The sequence below is a fragment of the Micromonospora sp. CA-246542 genome (assembly GCF_050942905.1).
Taxonomy (GTDB): Bacteria; Actinomycetota; Actinomycetes; order Mycobacteriales; family Micromonosporaceae; genus Micromonospora.
In genome coordinates this window covers 7,004,704-7,023,368 of the sequence record NZ_CP192040.1, presented here as the reverse complement: position 1 = coordinate 7,023,368, position 18,665 = coordinate 7,004,704, and the positions used below count along the sequence as shown (strand labels likewise).

Here is an 18,665-nt window from a genome sequence, read left to right as displayed (position 1 = left end):
CATCTTCTTGCCGTACCCGGCGGGGTGCCGGGGATCGGGGAAGTCGTCCGGTTACGACCGTTGTCAGCCACGTTGCTGGCACATGTACTAGCTAATCTACGGCTTCACCGCAAGTGACCGACGTCGGGGCCGGGCCGGGCGTGCCGCCCTCGTCCACCAGCCGGTTCCCCGCCGATCGGTCGCCCACGCTCAGCCGTACGGTTGGTTATCCACAGGCCGATCCGGCGGCTGACCGGTGAATCGCGGAGTTATCCACAGGGACATCCCCAGGCTGGTGATCCATGGTCACGTTCCGTGTGGCCGGCGACTGTGGGTGCGGCTCAACGACCGAGACGACGGCGAACCATGCCGACAACCTCGGTGATCTCTCCGATCCGCAGCGCCATGGCGAGCCCGAGGTAGGTCCCGCCGATCACGGCGCCACCGATCACGAGCTGAAGGACGGCCTGTATCCAGCTCGGCGTGTCGCCGCCGGGCAGCAGGCTCACCACGAGCAGGCCGACCAGAGCGGCCCCCAACGCGGCCACGAGGACCCGGCCGAGCGTACGCAGGATGGCACCCATCCCGATCCGGCCGATCCGGGGGCGCAGCAGCCACGCGGAGGCGAACGCCGCCGCCAGGTAGGACACGGCGTTACCGATCATCATCCCGGCCGCCGCGAAGTGCGCGGCGAAGGCGACGTAGAGCACCACCTGCACGCCGATCCGCAGCGCGACCACGGGAATGTTGATCAGCGCCGGGGTGCGGGTGTCCGGCAGGGCGTAGAAGGCGAAGGTGAAGAGCTGGCTGATCGCGAACGGCACCAGCGCGAGGGCCGCGAGCAGCAGCACCAGCGAGGTGTCGGCGGCGTTCTCGTCGGTGAACGCGCCGTACCGGAACAGCGTCACGGCCAGCGGGGTGGCCAGCACCGCGTAGCAGACCGCGATCGGGGCGAGCACCGCCGAGACCGTGCGGGTGCCCCGGGACAGGTCGGCGGCGACGTCGGCGTAGCGGCCGTCGGCGGCCGCCGCGCTCATTCGGGGCATCAACGCCGTGATGATCGAGACGGCGATGATGCCATGCGCCATCATCAGCAGCAGGAACACGTTGTTGTAGATCAGCGGACCGGCGGCGTTCTCCTTGCCCGCCCTGTTCAGCAGGTTGAACAGCACGATCAGGCCGACCTGGCTGACCGCCACGTAGCAGAACATCCAGCCGCCCAGGCGGCCCAGCTCGCGCAGCCCGAGGGTGCGGAAGTCGAATCGGAACCGCCAGCGGAAGCCGACCTTGCGCAGCGCCGGCAGCAGTCCGGCGGCCTGGATGGCGACACCGAGCAGGGTGCCACCGCCGATGAGCAGGATGCGCCCGGTGGTCATCTGGTCGGGCCGGACGATCTCCGCACCGAAGATCGCGATGTAGAGCCCGGCCGTGCCGATCACCACGATGTTGTTCAGGATCGGCGCCCACATCGGCGCGGCGAAGTGCCCCCGGGTGTTGAGCACCGCGCTGATCAGGGCGCTGAGACCGGTGAAGAAGATCATCGGCAACATCAGGTACGACAGCGCCGTGACCAGATCCCGGAAGTCGGCCCCGGTCTTCTTGCTGGCGTAGAGCGAGGTCAGCACGGAGGCGAAGGCCACCGCAACCAGCGCCGCCGCGGCCAGCGCCAGCACCGCGAGGGTCAGCAACCGCTGGGCGTACGCCTGACCGCCGTCGCTGTCGATCTTGCGGCGGCGGACCAGCACCGGGATCAGGACACTGGTGAGGATGCCGCCGAGCAGGAACTCGTACACCATCCCGGGCAGGATCTGCGCGGTCGTGTACGCGTCACCCACCAGCGCGCCGCCGAGCGCGGCGGTCAGCGCGAGCGTGCGCAGGAAGCCCGTACCCCGGCTGACCAGGCTCCCGATCGCCATCACCGCGCTGTTGGTCGCCGCGCTCGCCTCGCCCACCTGCTCCTGCGGCGGGGCGGTCGACTCCATGGCCGGCTGGTTCAGCGGCTCCGCGGAGATGAAGGTGGCGCCGTCGGAGGGGCGGATGTTGGCTCCCGCACCACCGTCCCGCGCGGCATTCGCGCTGCGGTAGAGCCCGCCGCTCATCTCCAGCCTCCCATGGGTACGTCGAGCCGGGCACCGACCCGCACGTCACAGACCTTAGTCAACCCGCACCCGTTACCCGCGCCCGGCGGATCGGATCACACCTCGGCCCGATAGGCTGGCGATCCCATGTCCGAAGCCTCCACTCCCCACGCCGCCGACCGCCGCGACCTCACCGCCGCGCAGCGCAACGCCGTCGCCGAACTGCTCCGGGTCTCCCCGGTCGCCGACGAGCTGGGCCGCCGTTTCGTCCGTGCCGGCCACGAGCTACACCTGGTGGGCGGTTCGGTACGCGACGCGCTGCTCGGCCGACTCGGCGACGACCTCGACTTCTGCACCGACGCCCACCCCGACGAGACGCTGCGGATCGTCAAGGGCTGGGCCGAGTCGATCTGGGAGACCGGCCGTGAGTTCGGCACCATCGGGCTCCAGCGCGACGGCCTCCGGCTGGAGGTCACCACCTTCCGCGCCGAGTCGTACGACCAGGTCAGCCGCAACCCGGTGGTGGTCTACGGCACCAGCCTCGACGAGGACCTGAAGCGGCGCGACTTCACCATCAACGCGATGGCGGTCAGCCTGCCGGACCACCGCTTCACCGATCCGCACGGCGGGCTGGACGACCTCGCGGCCAAGGTCATCCGTACTCCCAGCACCCCGCGGGAGTCCTTCGGCGACGACCCGCTGCGCATGCTGCGGGCCGCCCGGTTCGCCGCCCAACTGCGCTTCGCCGTCCACCCGGACGTGCACGTCGCGATGACCGAGATGGCCGCCGACCTGGACCGGATCACCGCCGAGCGGATCCGTGACGAGTTCACCAAGCTGCTCTGCGGCGCGGACCCGATCACCGGGCTGCGTCTGCTGGTCGACACCGGTCTGGCCGAACGGTTCCTACCGGAGCTGACCGGGCTGAAGCTGGAGATCGACGAGCACGCCCAGCACAAGGACGTGTACGAGCACACGCTGACGGTCGTCGAGAACGCGGTCTCCTACGAGGAGGACGGCTGCGACTTCGTCCTGCGGATGGCCGCCCTCATGCACGACGCGGGCAAGCCGGCCACGAAGGCCGTCGGGTCCGACGGTCGGGTCAGTTTCCACCACCACGAGGTGGTGGGCGCTCGCCTGACCAAGGCCCGGATGAAGGCGATGCGGTACCCCAAGGAGATCACCGCGAAGGTGACCGCGCTGGTCGCGCTGCACCTGCGCTTCTACGGGTACGGCCGGGGCGAGTGGACCGACTCGGCGGTGCGTCGTTACGTCGCCGACGCCGGTGACCTGCTGCCCCGGCTGCACAAGCTGACCCGCTCGGACTGCACGACCCGCAACCGTCGTAAGGCGGCCCAGCTCGCCGCCGACTACGACGCGCTGGAGGAGCGGATCGCCCGGATCGCCGCTGAGGAGGATCTGGCCCGGGTACGCCCCGACCTGGACGGCAACGCGATCATGGAATTGCTCGGCGTACCTCCGGGGCCGATCGTCGGGCGGGCCTGGAAGCACCTCAAGGAGCAGCGCCTGGAGCACGGTCCCCTGGACCGCGACGCCGCCGAGGCGGAGCTGCTGCGCTGGGCCCGCGCCGAAGGCCTAATCCCCTAACCCCGCCCCCCGCGCCCCCGCCCCCCGTCGCGCTGATCTTGCACTTTCTGCTGCGACAAAAGTGGGCACACGACCCATGTCGACAACCGAAACCGCAAGATCGACGCGTCACGAGGGTAGGGCGCGGCGAGGGCTGGTTAGCGTGTTTCTAGGGCTGTTCCGTCTACGGACGGGTTCTTGGCCGCGGGGGTGCCGTTGCCGCCGGGCGCCGATGCCGAGCCGAGGCGGGCCAGCAGGCCGGCCAGGTCGATGCCGGTGAGGTCGCTGCCGAGCTGTAGACCCTGCGCCACGTTGCCGGCCACCGACTTCGTCAGCGACGACGCGCCCTCGGTGGAGATGACCGTCATCTTGTCGATCGCCCCGATCGGAGCGCTGGCCGCCTCGACGACCTGCGGCAGGACCTTGACCAGCAGATCCAGCACCGCGGCCTCGCCATACGCGGCGAACGCCTCGGCCTTGCGCGCCATCGCGTCGGCCTCGGCCTCACCCCTGGCCAGGATGGCCGCCGCCTCGGCCTGACCCTCGCGCTCGACGGCCTCGGCGATCGCGGAGCGCCGCCGCTGCTCGGCCTCACCCTCCTTGGCGCCCTCGATCGCGTTCGCCTCGGCGAGGGCCGCCCGTCGGGCCCGCTCGCCCTCACCGGTGAGCCGCGCCTGCTCGGCGGAAGCCTGCGCGGCGGCGATGACCGCCTGGCGCTGCGCGTCCGCGCTGAGCACCGCCGCGTTGCGGGCCGCCTCGGCCTCCTGCTCCACCTTGTACCGGGCGGCGTCGGCGGGCTTGCGCACCTCGGTGTCCAGTTGGCGCTGCTTCAGCTCGGCGTTGCGCTCGGCCACCTTCTGCTGCTCGGAGAGGATGGCCTGGTCCCGTTCCGCCTGGGCGAGCGGCCCGGCCGCGGCCGACTTGGCCTTCGCCGCGTCGATCTCCGCCTGGATGCCCGCCTGCTTGAGGGCCAGGTTGCGGTTCGCCTCGGCGATGGCCTCCTCGGCGAGCAGCCGCTCCTGCTCGGCCTGCTGCCGGGCCCGCGCCTCGGCGATGGCCGCGTCCTTGAGCACCCGGGCGGCCTCGGGCCGGCCCAGGTCCTGCAGGTAGGAGCCCTCGGCGAGGATGTCCTGGAGCTGGAAGGTGTCGAGCACCAGACCCTGGTTGGTCATCGAGTGCTCGGCCTCCTCGGCCACCGCGCTGGCGAACGCCGCCCGGTCGCGGATGACCTCCTCGACGGTGAGCCGACCGACGATCGAACGCAGCGCGCCGGCGAGCACCTCCCGGGTGAAGTTGTCGATCTCGTCCTGCTGGTGCAGGAACCGCTGGGCGGCCGCCCGGATCGCGTCCTCGGTGCCGCCGACCTTGACGATCGCCACGCCGTGCAGGTCGGCACGGATGCCCTGCTTGCTGACCGCGCCCCGGATGCCGACGTCGATCCGCCGGCTGGACAGGTCGAGCGACTGGAGCTTCTGCACCACCGGGAGCACGAAGACCGAGGCGCCGAGCACCACCTTCTGCCCGGAGGTGTCGGTCGACCGACCGCCGTCGGCGGTGTGCGTGGTACGTCCCTTGCGACCCGTGACGATGAAGGCCTCGTTCGGCCCGGCCACCTTGATCCGGGACAGCACGAACAACACCAGGACGAGCGCGAGGACGACCGCGCCCACGACAGCTATCAACAGGGGCATTAAGGGGGGTCCTGTCTACGAGAAGGAATCAGTAGGTCTCGACGTGCACGCTGGTCTCACTCAGCGCCTGCACGACGAAGACCTGCGCGCCGATCGGGATCGGCTGGTCGGCGCGGGCGTTGAGCTTGACCGGCTGGCCGGCGACGCGTACCCGCACCTCGCCGTACCCGTCGAGGGGCACCGGCGTGACGACCAGGCCGAGCGCGCCGACCAGGTCGTCGCGGGTGGGGGTGGCGTCGGTGCGCATGTTGCGCGCCGCCCGACTGAAGCGCGACGCCAGCCACGCGGTGGGGACGGCCGCGAGCACACCACCGGCCGCCGCGCCCGCGATCATCCCGGGGGTACGCGCACCGAGCAGTTCGTTGACGATCGCCCCGCCGAAGCCGAACGCTCCGGCGAAGCCCGCGATCGTCTCGGTGGAGATCGGGCCGTCCACGTCGGCGTGCCCGAAGTGGAGCATTTCGCTGCCGAGCAGGGCGAGCGCCAGTACCGCGACACCGGCTCCGCCGATGATCAGAAAGATGAGCGTCCCCGTGGCCACGACCTGCACGGTATCGATGCCGCGCAACGCCGATGAAGGGCCGAACGGCTCAACGAGGCGTCACGTTGATCTCCAACTCGGACAGCTGAGCGGGCAGTGGCTGGCGGACGAGTTCGCGCCCTGTGGTGTCGGCGAGCACGAAGTCACCCTTGTACGGTTCCCGGTAGAGCAGCAGGTCGTCATCGACCCAGGTGGCGTCGGCGCTCGGCAACGGATTGACCACCCGTCCGCTGGCCGCCTCCACCAGCAGCGGTTCCTGCTGGCCCTGCACGACGACCAGGCGACCGTCCGACGACCAGGCCCACGGCCCGGCGGGATCGCCGGGTAGCGGCTCCGATCGGGTTGGTCGTCCGTCGTCGGCGGAGAACATCTGCACGCCACTTCGCGGGTGCCGGACCGATTCGGACCGTGGCCTGCCCTGTGCGGTCTGCGGCAGTGCCACCTCCCGGCCGTTCCGGGTCCAGACGAAGGAGCACTGGTCGGTGCAGAGGTAATCCTTCCGGGACACCTCGTGGGTACGCTTCGTGCCGTCCCGCTCGACCACGACGAAGCCGAAGTGGTCCAGCGCAGTGGTGGTGAACAGCAGGCGGCGACCGTCCGGTGACCAGGTCGGGCGGCTCAACGCACGGCCCACCTCGTGCCAGCGGGTCTTTCCCGTGGCCATGTCGACGAGACCGACCTCGCGTGGACGGTCTTCCTCGATGACCGCCACCAGAGACCCGGTAGGTGCGGGAAAGATGGCGTCGTAGCGGTCGGTGGGTACGTAGCGGCCCCGGCTCCGGTCCAGCAGGAATCCGCTGCCCGACTCGCCGGCGAACTGTGCCCGGGTCACCACCCAGTTACCGGGCAGCACCAGCGGCGCGGCGGTCCAGTTCGCTCCCGGGGTGGGCCGGATCGAGGGCGACGCCGTGATCGAGGGTGACGGAGTCGCATCCGTGGGTGGCGTCGCGGGAGTTGCGGCCGGTCGAGGACGCAGCAGCACGAACGGCACAGCCGCCGTGACGACCGCTACCAGCACTGCCGCGCTGACGGTCAACCGCCGCCGCCGACGCAGCCGGCGTCCCTGGCCGAGCGCCCGGACGGCGAGCCCTGGAGCGGGCGCGGCGCCCTCGGCCAGGTCGCGTACGGCCCTGCGGAGCAGGGCGTCGAGTTGTGCGGTCATCGCGTCACCTCCGGGCGGCTGGTCAGCTCGTCCAGCCCCGGTACCAGGCGCCGCAGCCGTGCCAGCGCCCTGGTGCTCTGGCTGGCGACCGTGCCGGTCCGGCAGCCGAGCAGCGACGCGGTCTGCTCGACGCTCAGGTCCTCCAGGTAGCGCAGGGTGAGCACGGCCCGTTGCCGTGGCGGTAGCGCCCGGAGAGCGTCCAGCAGCAGCAACCGCAGATCGGTCTCGCGGCCGCTGTCGCTGTCCACCGGCCGTTCCGGTAGCTCCGCCACCGGCACCTCCGCTCGCCGCGCTCGCCGTCGCCAGCCGGACACCTGATCGTGGTAGAGGATGCGTTTCACGTACGGCTCGGCGTCACCCCTGATGCGCGGCCAGCGCGCGTACGCCTTGGCCAGCGCGTTCTGCAGCAGGTCCTCTGCCGCGTGCTGATTCCCGGCCAGCACGTACGCGACGCGCAGCAAGGCGGCACCCCGTTCCTGAACGAACGTGGTGAACTCCCCGTCGACCTCCGCCACCGCCCACCTCCGTAGTTCAGACGCCGGGCGGCGGCGAAACTTTGCCTCGCCGAGCGGGACAATGGCGGCATGCGCTGGATTGTGCTCGACTCGCCGATCGGGGAGTTCTCCGTGGCCACCGACGACACAAGTGTGTGCGGAGCCCACTTCGGTCGGGTGGACGCGGCCGTCGACGAGCCGGGCGATCCGCTGTCCCGGCAGGTCGTGGCCGAGCTGCGGGCGTACTTCGCGGGTGCGTTGACCGCGTTCACGGTTCCCGTGTCGGCCCCGCGCGGCTCCGAGTTCGAGCGGGCGGTGTGGCGGGAGATGACCCGCATTCCGTACGGCGGGACGCTGACGTACGGCGAGGTGGCGCGGCTGGTCGGCGATCCCGGGGCGGCACGGGCGGTGGGGGTGGCCTGCAACCGCAACCCGATCCCCGTGATCGTGCCGTGTCACCGGATCGTCGGCGCGGGCGGCAAGCTGGTCGGTTTCGGCGGCGGCCTGCCGCGCAAGGTCAGATTGCTGGAGCTGGAGGCGGGCGTGGCTCTGCGGCAGGCCTGGTCCTGACCCGTTGACCGTTGGCTGCTGAGCGGGGCGACACGCTGAACACGGTGCTGCTGGGCGGCCACCGATCGCCGCACCGGCAGTGCCCGGACGCGGCGAGGGCCGGGTCCGACCGGACCCGGCCCTCGGCCGTGCTGGTGGTTCAGCGGGTCAGCGCTCGACCTCGCCGGCGATGAACTCCTCCACGGCCTGGTGGGCGTCGTGGTCGGCGTACTGCACCGGCGGGGACTTCATGAAGTACGACGAGGCCGACAGGATCGGGCCACCGATCTTGCGGTCCAGCGCGATCTTCGCGGCCCGGACGGCGTCGATGATGACACCGGCCGAGTTCGGCGAGTCCCACACCTCGAGCTTCAGCTCGGCGTTGAGCGGGGTGTCGCCGAAGGAGCGACCCTCCAGGCGGATGTACGCCCACTTGCGGTCGTCCAGCCACGGCACGTGGTCCGACGGGCCGATGTGCACGTCGCTCTTGCTCATCTCGTGCGGGATCTGCGAGGTGACCGACTGGGTCTTCGAGATCTTCTTCGAGACCAGGCGGTTGCGCTCCAGCATGTTCATGAAGTCCATGTTGCCGCCGAAGTTGAGCTGGTACGTGCGCAGCAGCTCGACACCGCGGTCCTCGAAGAGCTTCGCGAGCGCGCGGTGCACGATGGTGGCGCCGACCTGGCTCTTGATGTCGTCGCCGACGATCGGCAGGCCCGCGTCGGTGAACTTCTGCGCCCACTCGGGGTCGGAGGCGATGAAGACCGGCAGGGCGTTGACGAACGCGCAACCGGCGTCGATCGCGGCCTGGGCGTAGAACTTGTCGGCCTGCTCGGAGCCGACCGGCAGGTAGGAGACGACGACGTCGACCTGTGCGTCGCGGAGCGCCTGGGCCACGTCGACCGGGGTGGCGTCGGACTCCTCGACGATCTCGCGGTAGTACTGGCCCAGACCATCGAAGGTCGGGCCGCGTTGCACGGACACGCCGGTCGGCGGTACGTCGCAGAGCTTGATGGTGTTGTTCTCGCTGGCGACGATCGCCTCCGCGAGGTCCATGCCCACCTTCTTGGCGTCGACGTCGAACGCCGCGACGAACTGAACGTCAGAGACGTGGTAGTCGCCGAAGGTGACGTGCATGAGACCCGGGACGCGGTCGTTCGGGTCGGCGTTGCGGTAGTACTCGACGCCCTGAACCAGGGACGAGGCGCAGTTACCCACACCGACGATGGCGACGCGGACGGAGCCCATAGCGTCTGCCTCCTTCTTTTCTGTCACGGCCGCTCTTTCCTGGTCTCTCCAGGCGGAGGCGGGCTGTTGTCTTCTCGTCGGCCACCGGCTGTCCCCAGGTGGGGGACCGTCGGGGCTCGGCCGGAGCGCTCGTTGGCGATGAGCTCCTCCAGCCAGCGGACCTCACGCTCACAGGCGTCCAGGCCGTGGCGCTGCAGTTCCAAGGTGTAAGCGTCGAGGCGCTCGGCCGCCCGGCCCAGCACGTCGCGAAGGCCTTCGCGACGTTCCTCGATCTTGCGGCGGCGACCCTCCAGAATGCGCAGGCGGGTCGCCTGGTCGGTCCGGGCGAAGAACGCGAAGTGCACACCGAAACCCGTGTCGTCGTACGTCTCGGGCCCGGCCTGTGCGATGAGCTGGGCGAAGCGTTCCTTGCCCTCCGCGGTGATTTTGTAGACCACCCGACCTCGTCGGCTGGTCAGCGCGGGAACCTCCTCGGCGGTGGCGGGTGTCTCGGCGGCTTCGGTGATCCAGCCCGCCGCCTGCAACCTGCGCAGGGTCGGGTAGAGCGAGCCGTAGCTGATCGCCGCCCGGATCGCGCCGAGTTTGGCGGTCAACTCCTTGCGCAGCTCATAGCCGTGCATCGGAGACTCCTGCAGGAGGCCGAGGATGGCGAATTCGAGCACGGGCCACCCTCCCTTTACCCTCCGGCGCGGAGCGGTAACCGCCGCGATGTATCGGACCGATACATCGCACGTTAGCGGCTGCTGCCGGCCAGGGCAAACCCCCGTTCCGGGGTGTTGTCGTCACGCATCGTGACCGTGGTCGCCTCGTCGAGCCGGACCGCGTACCCTTCACCGCATGCGTACGCAGCGCCAGATCGTCGACTACTCGCTTCAGAAGCGAGCAGTGCTGCGTGAGCTCATGGCCAGCCGCATCGGTACGTACGACGTGTGTGACGCGTCGCCGTACCTGAAGAACGCTGCACGCTTCCACGGCGAGCCGACCGACCTGCGCTGCCCCATCTGTCGCAGCGAGAATCTGACGCTGGTCCACTACATTTACGGGGACGAACTCAAGCAGTCCGCCGGACAGGCCCGGACACTGGCCGAGTTGCCGGTGCTGGCGATGACGCTACGTGAGTTCCAGGTTTTCGTGGTGGAGGTGTGCCTCGGCTGTGACTGGAACCATCTCGTCGAGCAGTACCTGCTCGGTCGGGACGGTCTCACCGGCGACGGCGACAGTGTTGGCGCCGACGAGCAGGACGCTGCGACCGCCGAGGGCGTGGGTCGGCGGAGGCGAGAGGCGCAACGGTGACTTCAGCGGGTTGGACCGGCTCCGGGGTGTGGACATGACCCGGAACGACCGACCACTCGTTGGTCCGATTGGCCCGATTGATTCAGCAATGACCCTGGTGAACCGGCACCCTCGTGCCGGTGGTCCGGGTGAAGCAACTCACGGCAACCCGGTGGCGGCGCTGTCGCGTCCCACCGCGACCGGCAGGGTGTGAAGAATGAACTCGTACGGCGATCCCAGCTCCGCGCGCGGTCGGGCCCAGTACCCGGGCCCGGACGGTGACCCCGGACCGGGCGCGGACGACGCGTACCGCAGACCCGGCGGTGACTCCCGCGGGGGCGGCTGGTCCTCCGCGGAGCCCGCAGCGCCTCCCGGCCGGGCCTCGGTGACACCGAGAGCCGCCGGCGGTCGTGCGTCGGTCGGTGGCTCGGCCTCCGTGCCGCCCCCGGCGCTGCCGCCGGATCCGCGTCGGTGGGCCCGGCCACGCCCGGGCGCAGCGGTCGGGCCTCGGTGCCCGTGTCGCCAGCGCCGGGTGCGGCCACGGGTCGTGCCGGCGCCGGACGGGCCTCCGTTCCGGTGTCCCCGGCGCCGGGAGCGCCCGCCGGTCGGGCCCGGGTGGGCACCGCCGCCGTCGGCGCCGCCTCGGCGGGCCGGGCCAGTGTCGGCTCCGCGTCGGTGGGTGGCCGCGCCGCGGTCGCCCGGGCGAGCGTCTCCCCGGTCTCCGGCGGGCCGGGTGGTCCCGGCGGTCCGAATGGCCCGGGCGGACCGAACGGGCCCGGTCGCGGTGGCCGGGGCGGTCGCGGCGCGGGTGACCCCGCCGCGGCGGCGCGGGCCAAGAAGCGCAAGCGGATGAACCTGCTGATCGCCGGGTTCGCCGTCCTCATCATGCTCGCCGGTGCCGGCGTGGTCGGGTTCACCTACTACTCGACGAACGTCGTCATGCCCGAGGAACTGCCGCTGCCGCTGTCCACCACGGTGTACGCCAAGGACGGCAAGACCACACTGGCCAGGCTGGGCAGCGAGAACCGCACCTTCGTCACCATCAGCCAGATTCCGGAGCACGTGCAGCACGCGGTGGCGGCGGCCGAGGACCGGAACTTCTACCGGCACTCCGGCGTCGACTACAAGGGCATCGTCCGTGCCGCCTGGAACAACGTCTCCAACGGTGACAAGCAGGGCGCGTCGACGATCACCCAGCAGTACGCCCGCAACGCGTTCGAGAATCTCCAGGACGACACGTACGGCCGCAAGGTCAAGGAGGCCATCCTCGCCTCCAAGCTGAACGACGCGTACAGCAAGCCGGAGATCATGCAGCACTACCTCAACGTCATCTACTTCGGACGCGGCGCGTACGGCATCGAGGCGGCGGCACAGACCTACTTCGGCAAGCCGGCGATCAAGCTGACCCCCGCCGAGGGCGCGGTCCTGGCGGCGCTGATCAAGCAGCCGGTGGCGACCGACACCCACAAGGGTTACGACCCGGCGGTCAACCCGACCGACGCGAAGACCCGCTGGGACTACGTGATCGACGGGATGAAGAAGGAGAAGTGGCTGGACCCCGCCGCCCCGATCGCGTACCCGAAGGTGCTGCCACCGAAGAAGGGCGGCAACGGCTTCGGCGTCGACAGCCCCCGAGGCAACGTCATCAACTACGTCCGTCAGGAGATGGACGCGATGGGCCTCTGCTCCGACAGCGGCGCGGAGGGTAAGACGAGCTGTGTCGACGCGCTGCGCGACGGCGGCTACCGGATCACCACGACCATCGACCCGAAGCTCCAGACGGCCGCCGAGAACGTCGCCATGCAGTCGAAGAAGGGCTCGGAGCTCAACGACCAGCCCAAGAACCTGATGGCGGCCGTTGTCTCGATCGACCCGAAGAAGGGCCGGGTGCTCGCCTACTACGGCGGTGACAGTGGCGCCGACTTCGACTACGCCGGCAAGAACACCGACAAGAACGGCGACCTGGCCGGTGGTCACGCGCCGGGCTCGTCGATGAAGGTCTACACCCTGGCCGCCGCGATCGAGGCGGGCATCTCGGTGAAGTCGCACTGGGACCCCACGCCGTACAAGCCCGAGGGTTCCAAGGTCGCGATCGGTAACGCCGGCCGGACCAACCTGAAGTGCGGCAAGTACTGCACCCTCGAAGAGTCGACGATCCAGTCGTACAACGTGCCGTTCTACTGGGTCACCAAGGAGATCGGCGCCGAGAAGGTGGTCGACATGGCCCACAAGGCCGGCGTGACCACCATGTGGGGAGTCGACCCGCCGCAGGCGTTCGACCTGTCGAAGAAGGGGCCGAACCCGTTCGACAACTACACCGGTTTCGGTAAGTACCCGCTCACCGTGTTCGACCACGCGAACGCGATGGCGACGTTCGCCAACGACGGCAAGTACATCAAGGCGCACTTCGTCATCAAGGTGGAGCAGCAGGACAAGAGCACCGGTAAGTGGAAGGTCGTCGGCAGCGAGCGCATCAAGCCCGAGCAGCGGATCGACAAGAAGGTCACCGACGAGGTCACCGCAGTCCTGAAGCAGATTCCCGCTCCCAACAATCTCTCGCTGGAGGGCGGCCGCCAGGCCGCCGCCAAGACGGGCACCTGGGAGTTCAACAGCAAGGACAACGCGCACGCCTGGACGGTCGGCTACACCCCGCAGATCGCCACGGCCGTCTGGGTGGGCAGTCGGGACATCAAGAAGCCCGAGATCCGCCTCGCGAGCGGTAAGCCCATCGGCGGTTCGACCCTTCCCGGCCCGATCTGGGAGAAGTACATGAACACCGCCCTCAAGGGTCAGGAGGAGATCCCCCTGCCCACCGTCACCGGTGAGGGCGACATCACCAAGGGCAACGGCAAGGAGCCGGCGGCGCCCCCGCCGGGTCAGCCGGGTCAGCCGGGGCAACCAGGTCAGCCTGGACAGCCCTGTGATCCGCTGACCAATCCGTTCTGCCCCCGCAACGGTGGCAACCCCGGCGGGAACAACCCGGGCGGTCCCGGTGGGCCGGGCGGTCCGACCGGTTAACCGCCACCCGACCTGCCACTGAGCACCCTGGAACAAGAGCCACAGCGCACACGCCGCCGCCGGCCGGACGACCTGTCCGGCCGGCGGTCGACGTAGTGGCACCGGGCACTCGTCGCTTGTCGACGGTGCGGGTCGTGACCTCGACGGGTACACGAGTACATGACGCACCGCTGCGAGTACGGCAGGATGCCTCTCTATGAGCACCCAGTCGACGCCCGGCATCGACGACGCCGGAACCACCGACCACCCGTCCCGGTCCGACGGGTTCGTCCGCGGCCTGTCCGGCGCCATCGGCGGGCCGCTGGGCGACCACGCGACGGCACTGGACCGGCCGGCCGGGCAGGAACGCCGATTCTGGACCGCCGTCCGGATCGTCCTGGCGCTGGCCTGCCTCACGCTCGCGCTGCACTGGGTGCAGAAATCCCCGTGCCAGGACGGCGCGTGGCAGAACAACGTCCAGTACAACCGGTTCTGCTACACGGACGTCCTCGCCCTCTACTACGCCGAGGGCCTCAACGAGGGCAAGGTGCCCTACCGGGACCACCCGGTGGAGTACCCGGTGCTCACCGGCTACTTCATGGGCGCCCTCGGTCTGCCGGTGCACGCGATCGGCGACGGGGACCCGAGCATCAACCAGGGTCAGTGGTTCTACAACCTCAACGCGCTCGTGCTGGGCGCGCTCGCCGTGGCCACCGTGGCGGTGATCCTCGCGTTGCGCCGCCGACGACCCTGGGACGCCGCCCTGTTCGCGCTCGCCCCGGCGCTGCTGCTCACCGCGACCGTCAACTGGGACCTGCTCGCCATCGGGTTGGCGGCGTTCGGTCTGTTGGCGTGGGCCCGGCGACAACCGGTGGCGGCCGGCGTGCTGCTCGGTTTGGCCGGCGCGGCGAAACTCTGGCCGCTGTTCCTGCTGGGGCCGATCCTCGTCCTGGCGCTGCGGGCCAACCGGCTCCGCGCCGCGCTCACCGCGGTCGGCGGGGCGGTGGTGGCCGTGGTGCTGGTGAACCTGCCGGCCTACCGCGCCAACCCGGACAACTGGGGTCGGTTCTTCGAGCTGAACACCACCCGGCCGATCGACTGGGGCACGCTCTGGTACATCGGGCGCTACCTCGACGGTAAGGTCGGCAACGACCCCGGCGAGCAGGGCCCGTTCGAATGGTTGAACACCAACATCCCGACCCTCAACACCATCTCGTACGCCCTGTTCGGGCTGGCCTGCATCGGCGTGGCGGTGCTGGCGCTGCGGGCACCGCGTCGGCCGCGGCTCGCCCAGCTCGCCTTCCTGGTGGTCGCCGCGTTCCTCATCTTCAGCAAGGTCTGGTCCCAGCAGTTCGTGCTCTGGATGTTGCCGCTGGTGGTGCTGGCCCGGCCGAAGTGGGGTGCCTTCCTGGCCTGGCAACTCGCCGAGGTCTGCTACTTCGTGGCCTTCTACGGTGAGCTGCTGGGCGCGGCGACCAGCCGTCCCGTCTTCCCCGAAGGGGTGTTCGTGCTGGCCTCGACGCTGCGGCTGGCGACCGTGGTGACCCTGTGCGTGCTGGTCGTGCGGGAGATCCTGCACCCCGAGCAGGACGCGGTACGCGCCACCTACGCCGACGACCCGGACGGCGGCGTACTGGACGGCGCACCGGACGCCCCCTGGCTGGACCGCTGGCGCCGCCCCGCGAACAAGCCCGAGCTGGAGCCCGAAACCGCCGCCGCCACCACGACCTGATCCCAGGCCCTGACGCGCCGGAACCACGTCAGGTTTGCGGGGGGAGCCCGCCCGGCGCAGGGATCAAGCCTGACCGCCCGGAGCCGGGCGGGCTCCCCCCGCAAACCGCCCCAGAGGGCGAGCGCATCAGAGCCGATACACCACGGCGTCGCCGACCTCCTGGCGCGTGATGCCAAGCGACTCGACCGGCGCGTCGATGGTGATCTCCCATGGCGTGCCGGGCACCTCGTCGCGTAGCAGCACCACCGTCCGCACGCCGTACGTGCGCAGGTAGTTGACGCTGTTCGGGTCGGGGAACGACTGGCTGGCCCGGCGGAGTTCGTCGAGCTGCCGGGGCGTGAAGCCGCTGCCGCCGTTCGCCACGTCCGGGAACCCACTCGTCGACCAGAGCATCACGTGCTGGTCGAGGCCCTGTTCGCTGGGGAGCACGAGCAGCGGACCCTCCGCCGAGCGCATCGCGGCGGGCTGCCTCGGCACCACCGGATGCGGGGTGGTGTTCAACCCTTCGAGGGTGACCAGCAGCAGCGGCAGCAGCGTGGCGATCCGCAGCCACGGCCCGGGCCAGGACGGCACCCGCTGCGCGGCCAGGTCACGGACCCGGTCGGTGAGGGCGGTGACCGCGCCGGCCGCGAGCAGCGCGAGCAGCAACGTGATCCAGAGCATCAACCGCCCGGGGGTACGCAGCGCGTTCCAGCCCGGCGCGTGCTCGAACAGCGGCACGTAGGTGAAGGTGCCGTCGAAGAAGCGGGTGCCCATCGCGAACACCATCGTGACCAGCACACCGCTGAGCAGGAACAGTCGGTGTCGCAGCCGCCAGACCGAGAAGAACAGCCCGCCGAACGCCAGCGCGTAGAGCACGAAGCCCGGCAGCAGCGTCATCTCCGCGTGGAACGGCAGCGCCGCGCGGGCACCCTCGTGCAATCCACCCCAGATCCGCGACTCCGCGGGCGCGGTCACGAAGCCGGACGCGGGCGGCGAGAAGATGGCGATGTCGCCGACGGTCCGCTCGGCGTACGGGTGCAGCTCGGTCACCTGGAAGTACGGGAACGCCATCAGCGCGCCCACCCCGGCGAAGAACAACCCGCCGACCAGGTCGGCCACGAGCAGCCGGCGGCCGAACGGCAGGGTACGCCCGGACCGCAGCCACTTCACTCCGAACAGCACAGCGGCGACCAGCGCGGCGGCGGCCAGGAAGTACGCGAACGGCAGGCCGATGCCGAAGCCGAGGCTGATCTGCCAGGCCGCCACCAGCCAACCGCCGTACACCCAGCCGTCGTGTCGTCGTTCGGGCCGGTAGCCGTGGCGCAGCGACCAGCCGTGCCCACGCGCGAGCATCGCGAGGGCCAGCGGAATGCCACCGTTGGAGAGCACGTGCAGGTGCCCCGCCTGGGCGAGCAGCCACGGCGCGTAGGCGTAGCCGACCCCGGCGACGGCGGCGCCGATCCGGCCGGCCCCGAGCTGCCGGGCCAGGGCGTACGCCCCGAGCGTGGCGAGCGCGTGCGCGAGCACGAACATGATGTTGTAGCGCAGCACCGCGTCCTCGGGGCCGCTGCCGAGCATCCCGGCCGGGGCGTAGCCGAGCAGCGTGTCGGAGAACGCGAAGCTCCACAGCTCCGGGAAGAACGTGTTCGACTGCCACAGGCGGGCCGGGTCGGCCAGCAGGATGTGGCCGGACCATGCCATCTGCCACGCCTGGAGGCTCGGGTCCCAGGTGTCCTGCGGAAGGGTGTAGCGCGGGTAGCGCAGCGTCGGCCAGGTCATCAGCACGGCCAGCGCCAACGAGGCGAGGGCCGCCAGGGTCCACTCGTGGATCAGGGACCGACCCACCGGGCGGGCGGCCCGGGTGAGCCAGCTGGGCTGGGGCTCCGGCGCCGAGGCGAACGCCTCCCAGCGGTCGGGGTCGACCGGCTTGGCCTCGTCGGTCGCCTCCGCGGTCGGCTCGCCGTCCTTGGCGGTGGCGTCCTTGGCGTCGTCGGCCTTCTTCTCGCTGTCGGCCTTCTTCTCGCCGTCGCTGGCCGTACCGACGCTCCTGGCCTTGTCGGTCTTCTCCGCGCCGCCCTTGGCGCGACCGTTCCTGCCGGGGGTGCCCTTCGCGGCCGTGCCGGCGGTGGTCGCGCCGGCCTGCTCGTCGGCGGCGCCCTTCGCGGCCGTGCCGGCGGTGGTCGCGCCGGCCTGCTCGTCGGCGGCGCCCTTCGCGGCCGTGCCGGTGCTCGCGCGAGCCTTCCCCTGTGCCGGGTCGTCGCGGGTCGCGCCGTTCCCGGTGGTTCCGGGCGAGGCGGCCGGGGTGTCACCGGTGGGCGGCGCGGCAGGTCGGATGGGTTTGTCGCCGGTGGGAGCGGGCCGAGCCTTCCCCGGCTTGGACTGGCCGGTCGTCATGCTGCCGGGCGCTCCGTTGGAAGCTGCTGACGCAGGAAGTCGATGTCGGCGGCCTGGCCCTCGACGCCGCCCGGGGTCTCGACGACCACCGGCGCCCCGGCGGCGCGGATCACCGCCACCACCAGCTCCGGGTCGATCGTCCCGCCGTCGAGGTTGTCGTGCCGGTCCTGCCCCGAGTTGAACGCGCCCTTGGAGTTGTTGGCGTGCACCAGGTCGATCCGGCCGGTGATTGCCTTGACCCGGTCGACCAGGCCGAGAAGCTCCTCACCCCCGGCGTACGCGTGGCAGGTGTCCAGGCAGAAGCCGACCTCGTAGTCGCCGACCGCGTCCCAGAGCCGGGCCAGCGCGTCCAGCCGGCGGGCGCACGCGTTGTCGCCGCCGGCCGTGTTCTCGATGAGGACCGGCACGCCGAACCCGCCGGAGTCGGCCGCGTACGCGAAGGTCTTGCGCCAGTTGTCGAAGCCGACCGCCAGGTCGTCGCCGGCGTTGACGTGCCCACCGTGGACGATCAGGCCCTTGGCGCCGATCTCGGCCGCCGCGGTCGCATGCCCGAGCAGCAGCTTTCGACTGGGGATCCGGATGCGGTTGTTGAGGGTCGCCACGTTGATGACGTACGGCGCGTGCACGTAGAGGTCGACCTGGCTGGTCCGCAGCCGCTCGGCGTCCTCCCGAGGCTTGGGTGCCTTCCATCCCTGCGGGTCGGAGAGGAAGAACTGCACGGTGTCGGCGGACCGTGCGGCTGCCTCCGCCAGCGGGTCGGTCGAATCGACGTGGGCTCCGATACGCATGGCAGCGAGCCTACGTCGGGAGCACGGCGGACGTGCTGACGGTCGGCGCGATGTCGTCACTCCCGCCGTCGGACGATCGTTGAGTGGATGGGATCCGACGAGCGGCCCGGGGTTGGGCGCGACGAGGCGCCCGGGTACGGCCAGCGGGTGTTCGTCGGCCCGACAGCGAGG

13 protein-coding genes and 1 pseudogene are annotated in these 18,665 nt (G+C 70.6%); 5 read left to right on the top strand and 9 right to left on the bottom strand.

Annotated elements, in window-relative coordinates; all coding sequences use genetic code 11:
• Window positions 1–320: 320 nt before the first annotated feature.
• On the bottom strand, window positions 321–2,078 hold the full coding sequence (gene murJ / locus ACQP0N_RS32775; RefSeq protein ID WP_355048588.1) for a murein biosynthesis integral membrane protein MurJ: 1,758 nt from the start codon (window positions 2,076–2,078) through the stop codon (window positions 321–323).
• Window positions 2,079–2,204: 126 nt separating this feature from the next.
• On the opposite strand from murJ, the gene ACQP0N_RS32770 reads away from it, so the two are divergent.
• Complete coding sequence (locus tag ACQP0N_RS32770; RefSeq protein WP_433116535.1) at window positions 2,205–3,665, top strand: CCA tRNA nucleotidyltransferase; 1,461 nt, start codon at window positions 2,205–2,207, stop codon at window positions 3,663–3,665.
• A 137-nt stretch (window positions 3,666–3,802) separates the two neighbouring features.
• Here the strand turns inward: ACQP0N_RS32770 and ACQP0N_RS32765 are convergent, their stop codons facing one another.
• The 4 genes from ACQP0N_RS32765 to ACQP0N_RS32750 are packed head-to-tail and all read right to left on the bottom strand — an operon-like array spanning window position 3,803 to window position 7,553.
• Window positions 3,803–5,335, bottom strand: a complete 1,533-nt coding sequence (locus ACQP0N_RS32765) for a flotillin family protein (RefSeq protein WP_433116533.1) — start codon at window positions 5,333–5,335, stop codon at window positions 3,803–3,805.
• A gap of 28 nt (window positions 5,336–5,363) precedes the next feature.
• A complete protein-coding gene (locus ACQP0N_RS32760; RefSeq protein WP_355048591.1) occupies window positions 5,364–5,885 on the bottom strand; it encodes a hypothetical protein in 522 nt (173 codons plus the stop codon).
• A 40-nt stretch (window positions 5,886–5,925) separates the two neighbouring features.
• Complete coding sequence (locus tag ACQP0N_RS32755; protein WP_433116530.1) at window positions 5,926–7,038, bottom strand: TolB family protein; 1,113 nt, start codon at window positions 7,036–7,038, stop codon at window positions 5,926–5,928.
• Window positions 7,035–7,553, bottom strand: coding sequence for a SigE family RNA polymerase sigma factor (locus ACQP0N_RS32750; protein ID WP_433116528.1), 519 nt, complete (start codon window positions 7,551–7,553; stop codon window positions 7,035–7,037). Before ACQP0N_RS32750 ends, ACQP0N_RS32755 begins: the two co-directional genes overlap by 4 nt.
• A gap of 69 nt (window positions 7,554–7,622) precedes the next feature.
• Here ACQP0N_RS32750 and ACQP0N_RS32745 point away from each other — a divergent pair, with 69 nt between their 5' ends.
• Entirely contained in the window at window positions 7,623–8,102 is a 480-nt protein-coding gene (locus tag ACQP0N_RS32745) for a methylated-DNA--[protein]-cysteine S-methyltransferase (protein WP_433116526.1), read from the top strand.
• A gap of 147 nt (window positions 8,103–8,249) precedes the next feature.
• Here the strand turns inward: ACQP0N_RS32745 and ACQP0N_RS32740 are convergent, their stop codons facing one another.
• Window positions 8,250–9,329 (bottom strand): inositol-3-phosphate synthase, encoded by a 1,080-nt coding sequence (locus ACQP0N_RS32740; protein ID WP_355048595.1) that lies wholly within the window; start codon window positions 9,327–9,329, stop codon window positions 8,250–8,252.
• 23 nt (window positions 9,330–9,352) lie between these two features.
• Entirely contained in the window at window positions 9,353–9,991 is a 639-nt protein-coding gene (locus ACQP0N_RS32735; RefSeq protein ID WP_355048596.1) for a PadR family transcriptional regulator, read from the bottom strand.
• Window positions 9,992–10,166: 175 nt separating this feature from the next.
• On the opposite strand from ACQP0N_RS32735, the gene ACQP0N_RS32730 reads away from it, so the two are divergent.
• The 3 genes and pseudogenes from ACQP0N_RS32730 to ACQP0N_RS32720 all read left to right on the top strand — a co-directional run bounded on the left by ACQP0N_RS32730 (window position 10,167) and on the right by ACQP0N_RS32720 (window position 15,330).
• The gene (locus tag ACQP0N_RS32730) at window positions 10,167–10,622 is read left to right on the top strand and encodes a DUF5318 domain-containing protein (protein ID WP_433116523.1); all 456 of its coding nucleotides are present in this window, start codon (window positions 10,167–10,169) and stop codon (window positions 10,620–10,622) included.
• 196 nt (window positions 10,623–10,818) lie between these two features.
• A pseudogene (locus ACQP0N_RS32725) lies at window positions 10,819–13,475 on the top strand (transglycosylase domain-containing protein); the annotation flags it as partial.
• A 340-nt stretch (window positions 13,476–13,815) separates the two neighbouring features.
• Window positions 13,816–15,330: a glycosyltransferase family 87 protein gene (locus ACQP0N_RS32720; RefSeq protein ID WP_433116521.1), complete on the top strand. Its 1,515-nt coding sequence runs from the start codon at window positions 13,816–13,818 to the stop codon at window positions 15,328–15,330.
• A gap of 126 nt (window positions 15,331–15,456) precedes the next feature.
• Here ACQP0N_RS32720 and ACQP0N_RS32715 read toward each other — a convergent pair whose 3' ends face one another.
• A complete protein-coding gene (locus ACQP0N_RS32715; RefSeq protein WP_433116519.1) occupies window positions 15,457–17,706 on the bottom strand; it encodes a hypothetical protein in 2,250 nt (749 codons plus the stop codon).
• Window positions 17,703–18,494 (bottom strand): deoxyribonuclease IV, encoded by a 792-nt coding sequence (locus tag ACQP0N_RS32710; protein ID WP_433116517.1) that lies wholly within the window; start codon window positions 18,492–18,494, stop codon window positions 17,703–17,705. The genes ACQP0N_RS32715 and ACQP0N_RS32710 overlap by 4 nt, the downstream gene beginning before the upstream one ends.
• Window positions 18,495–18,665: the final 171 nt, after the last annotated feature.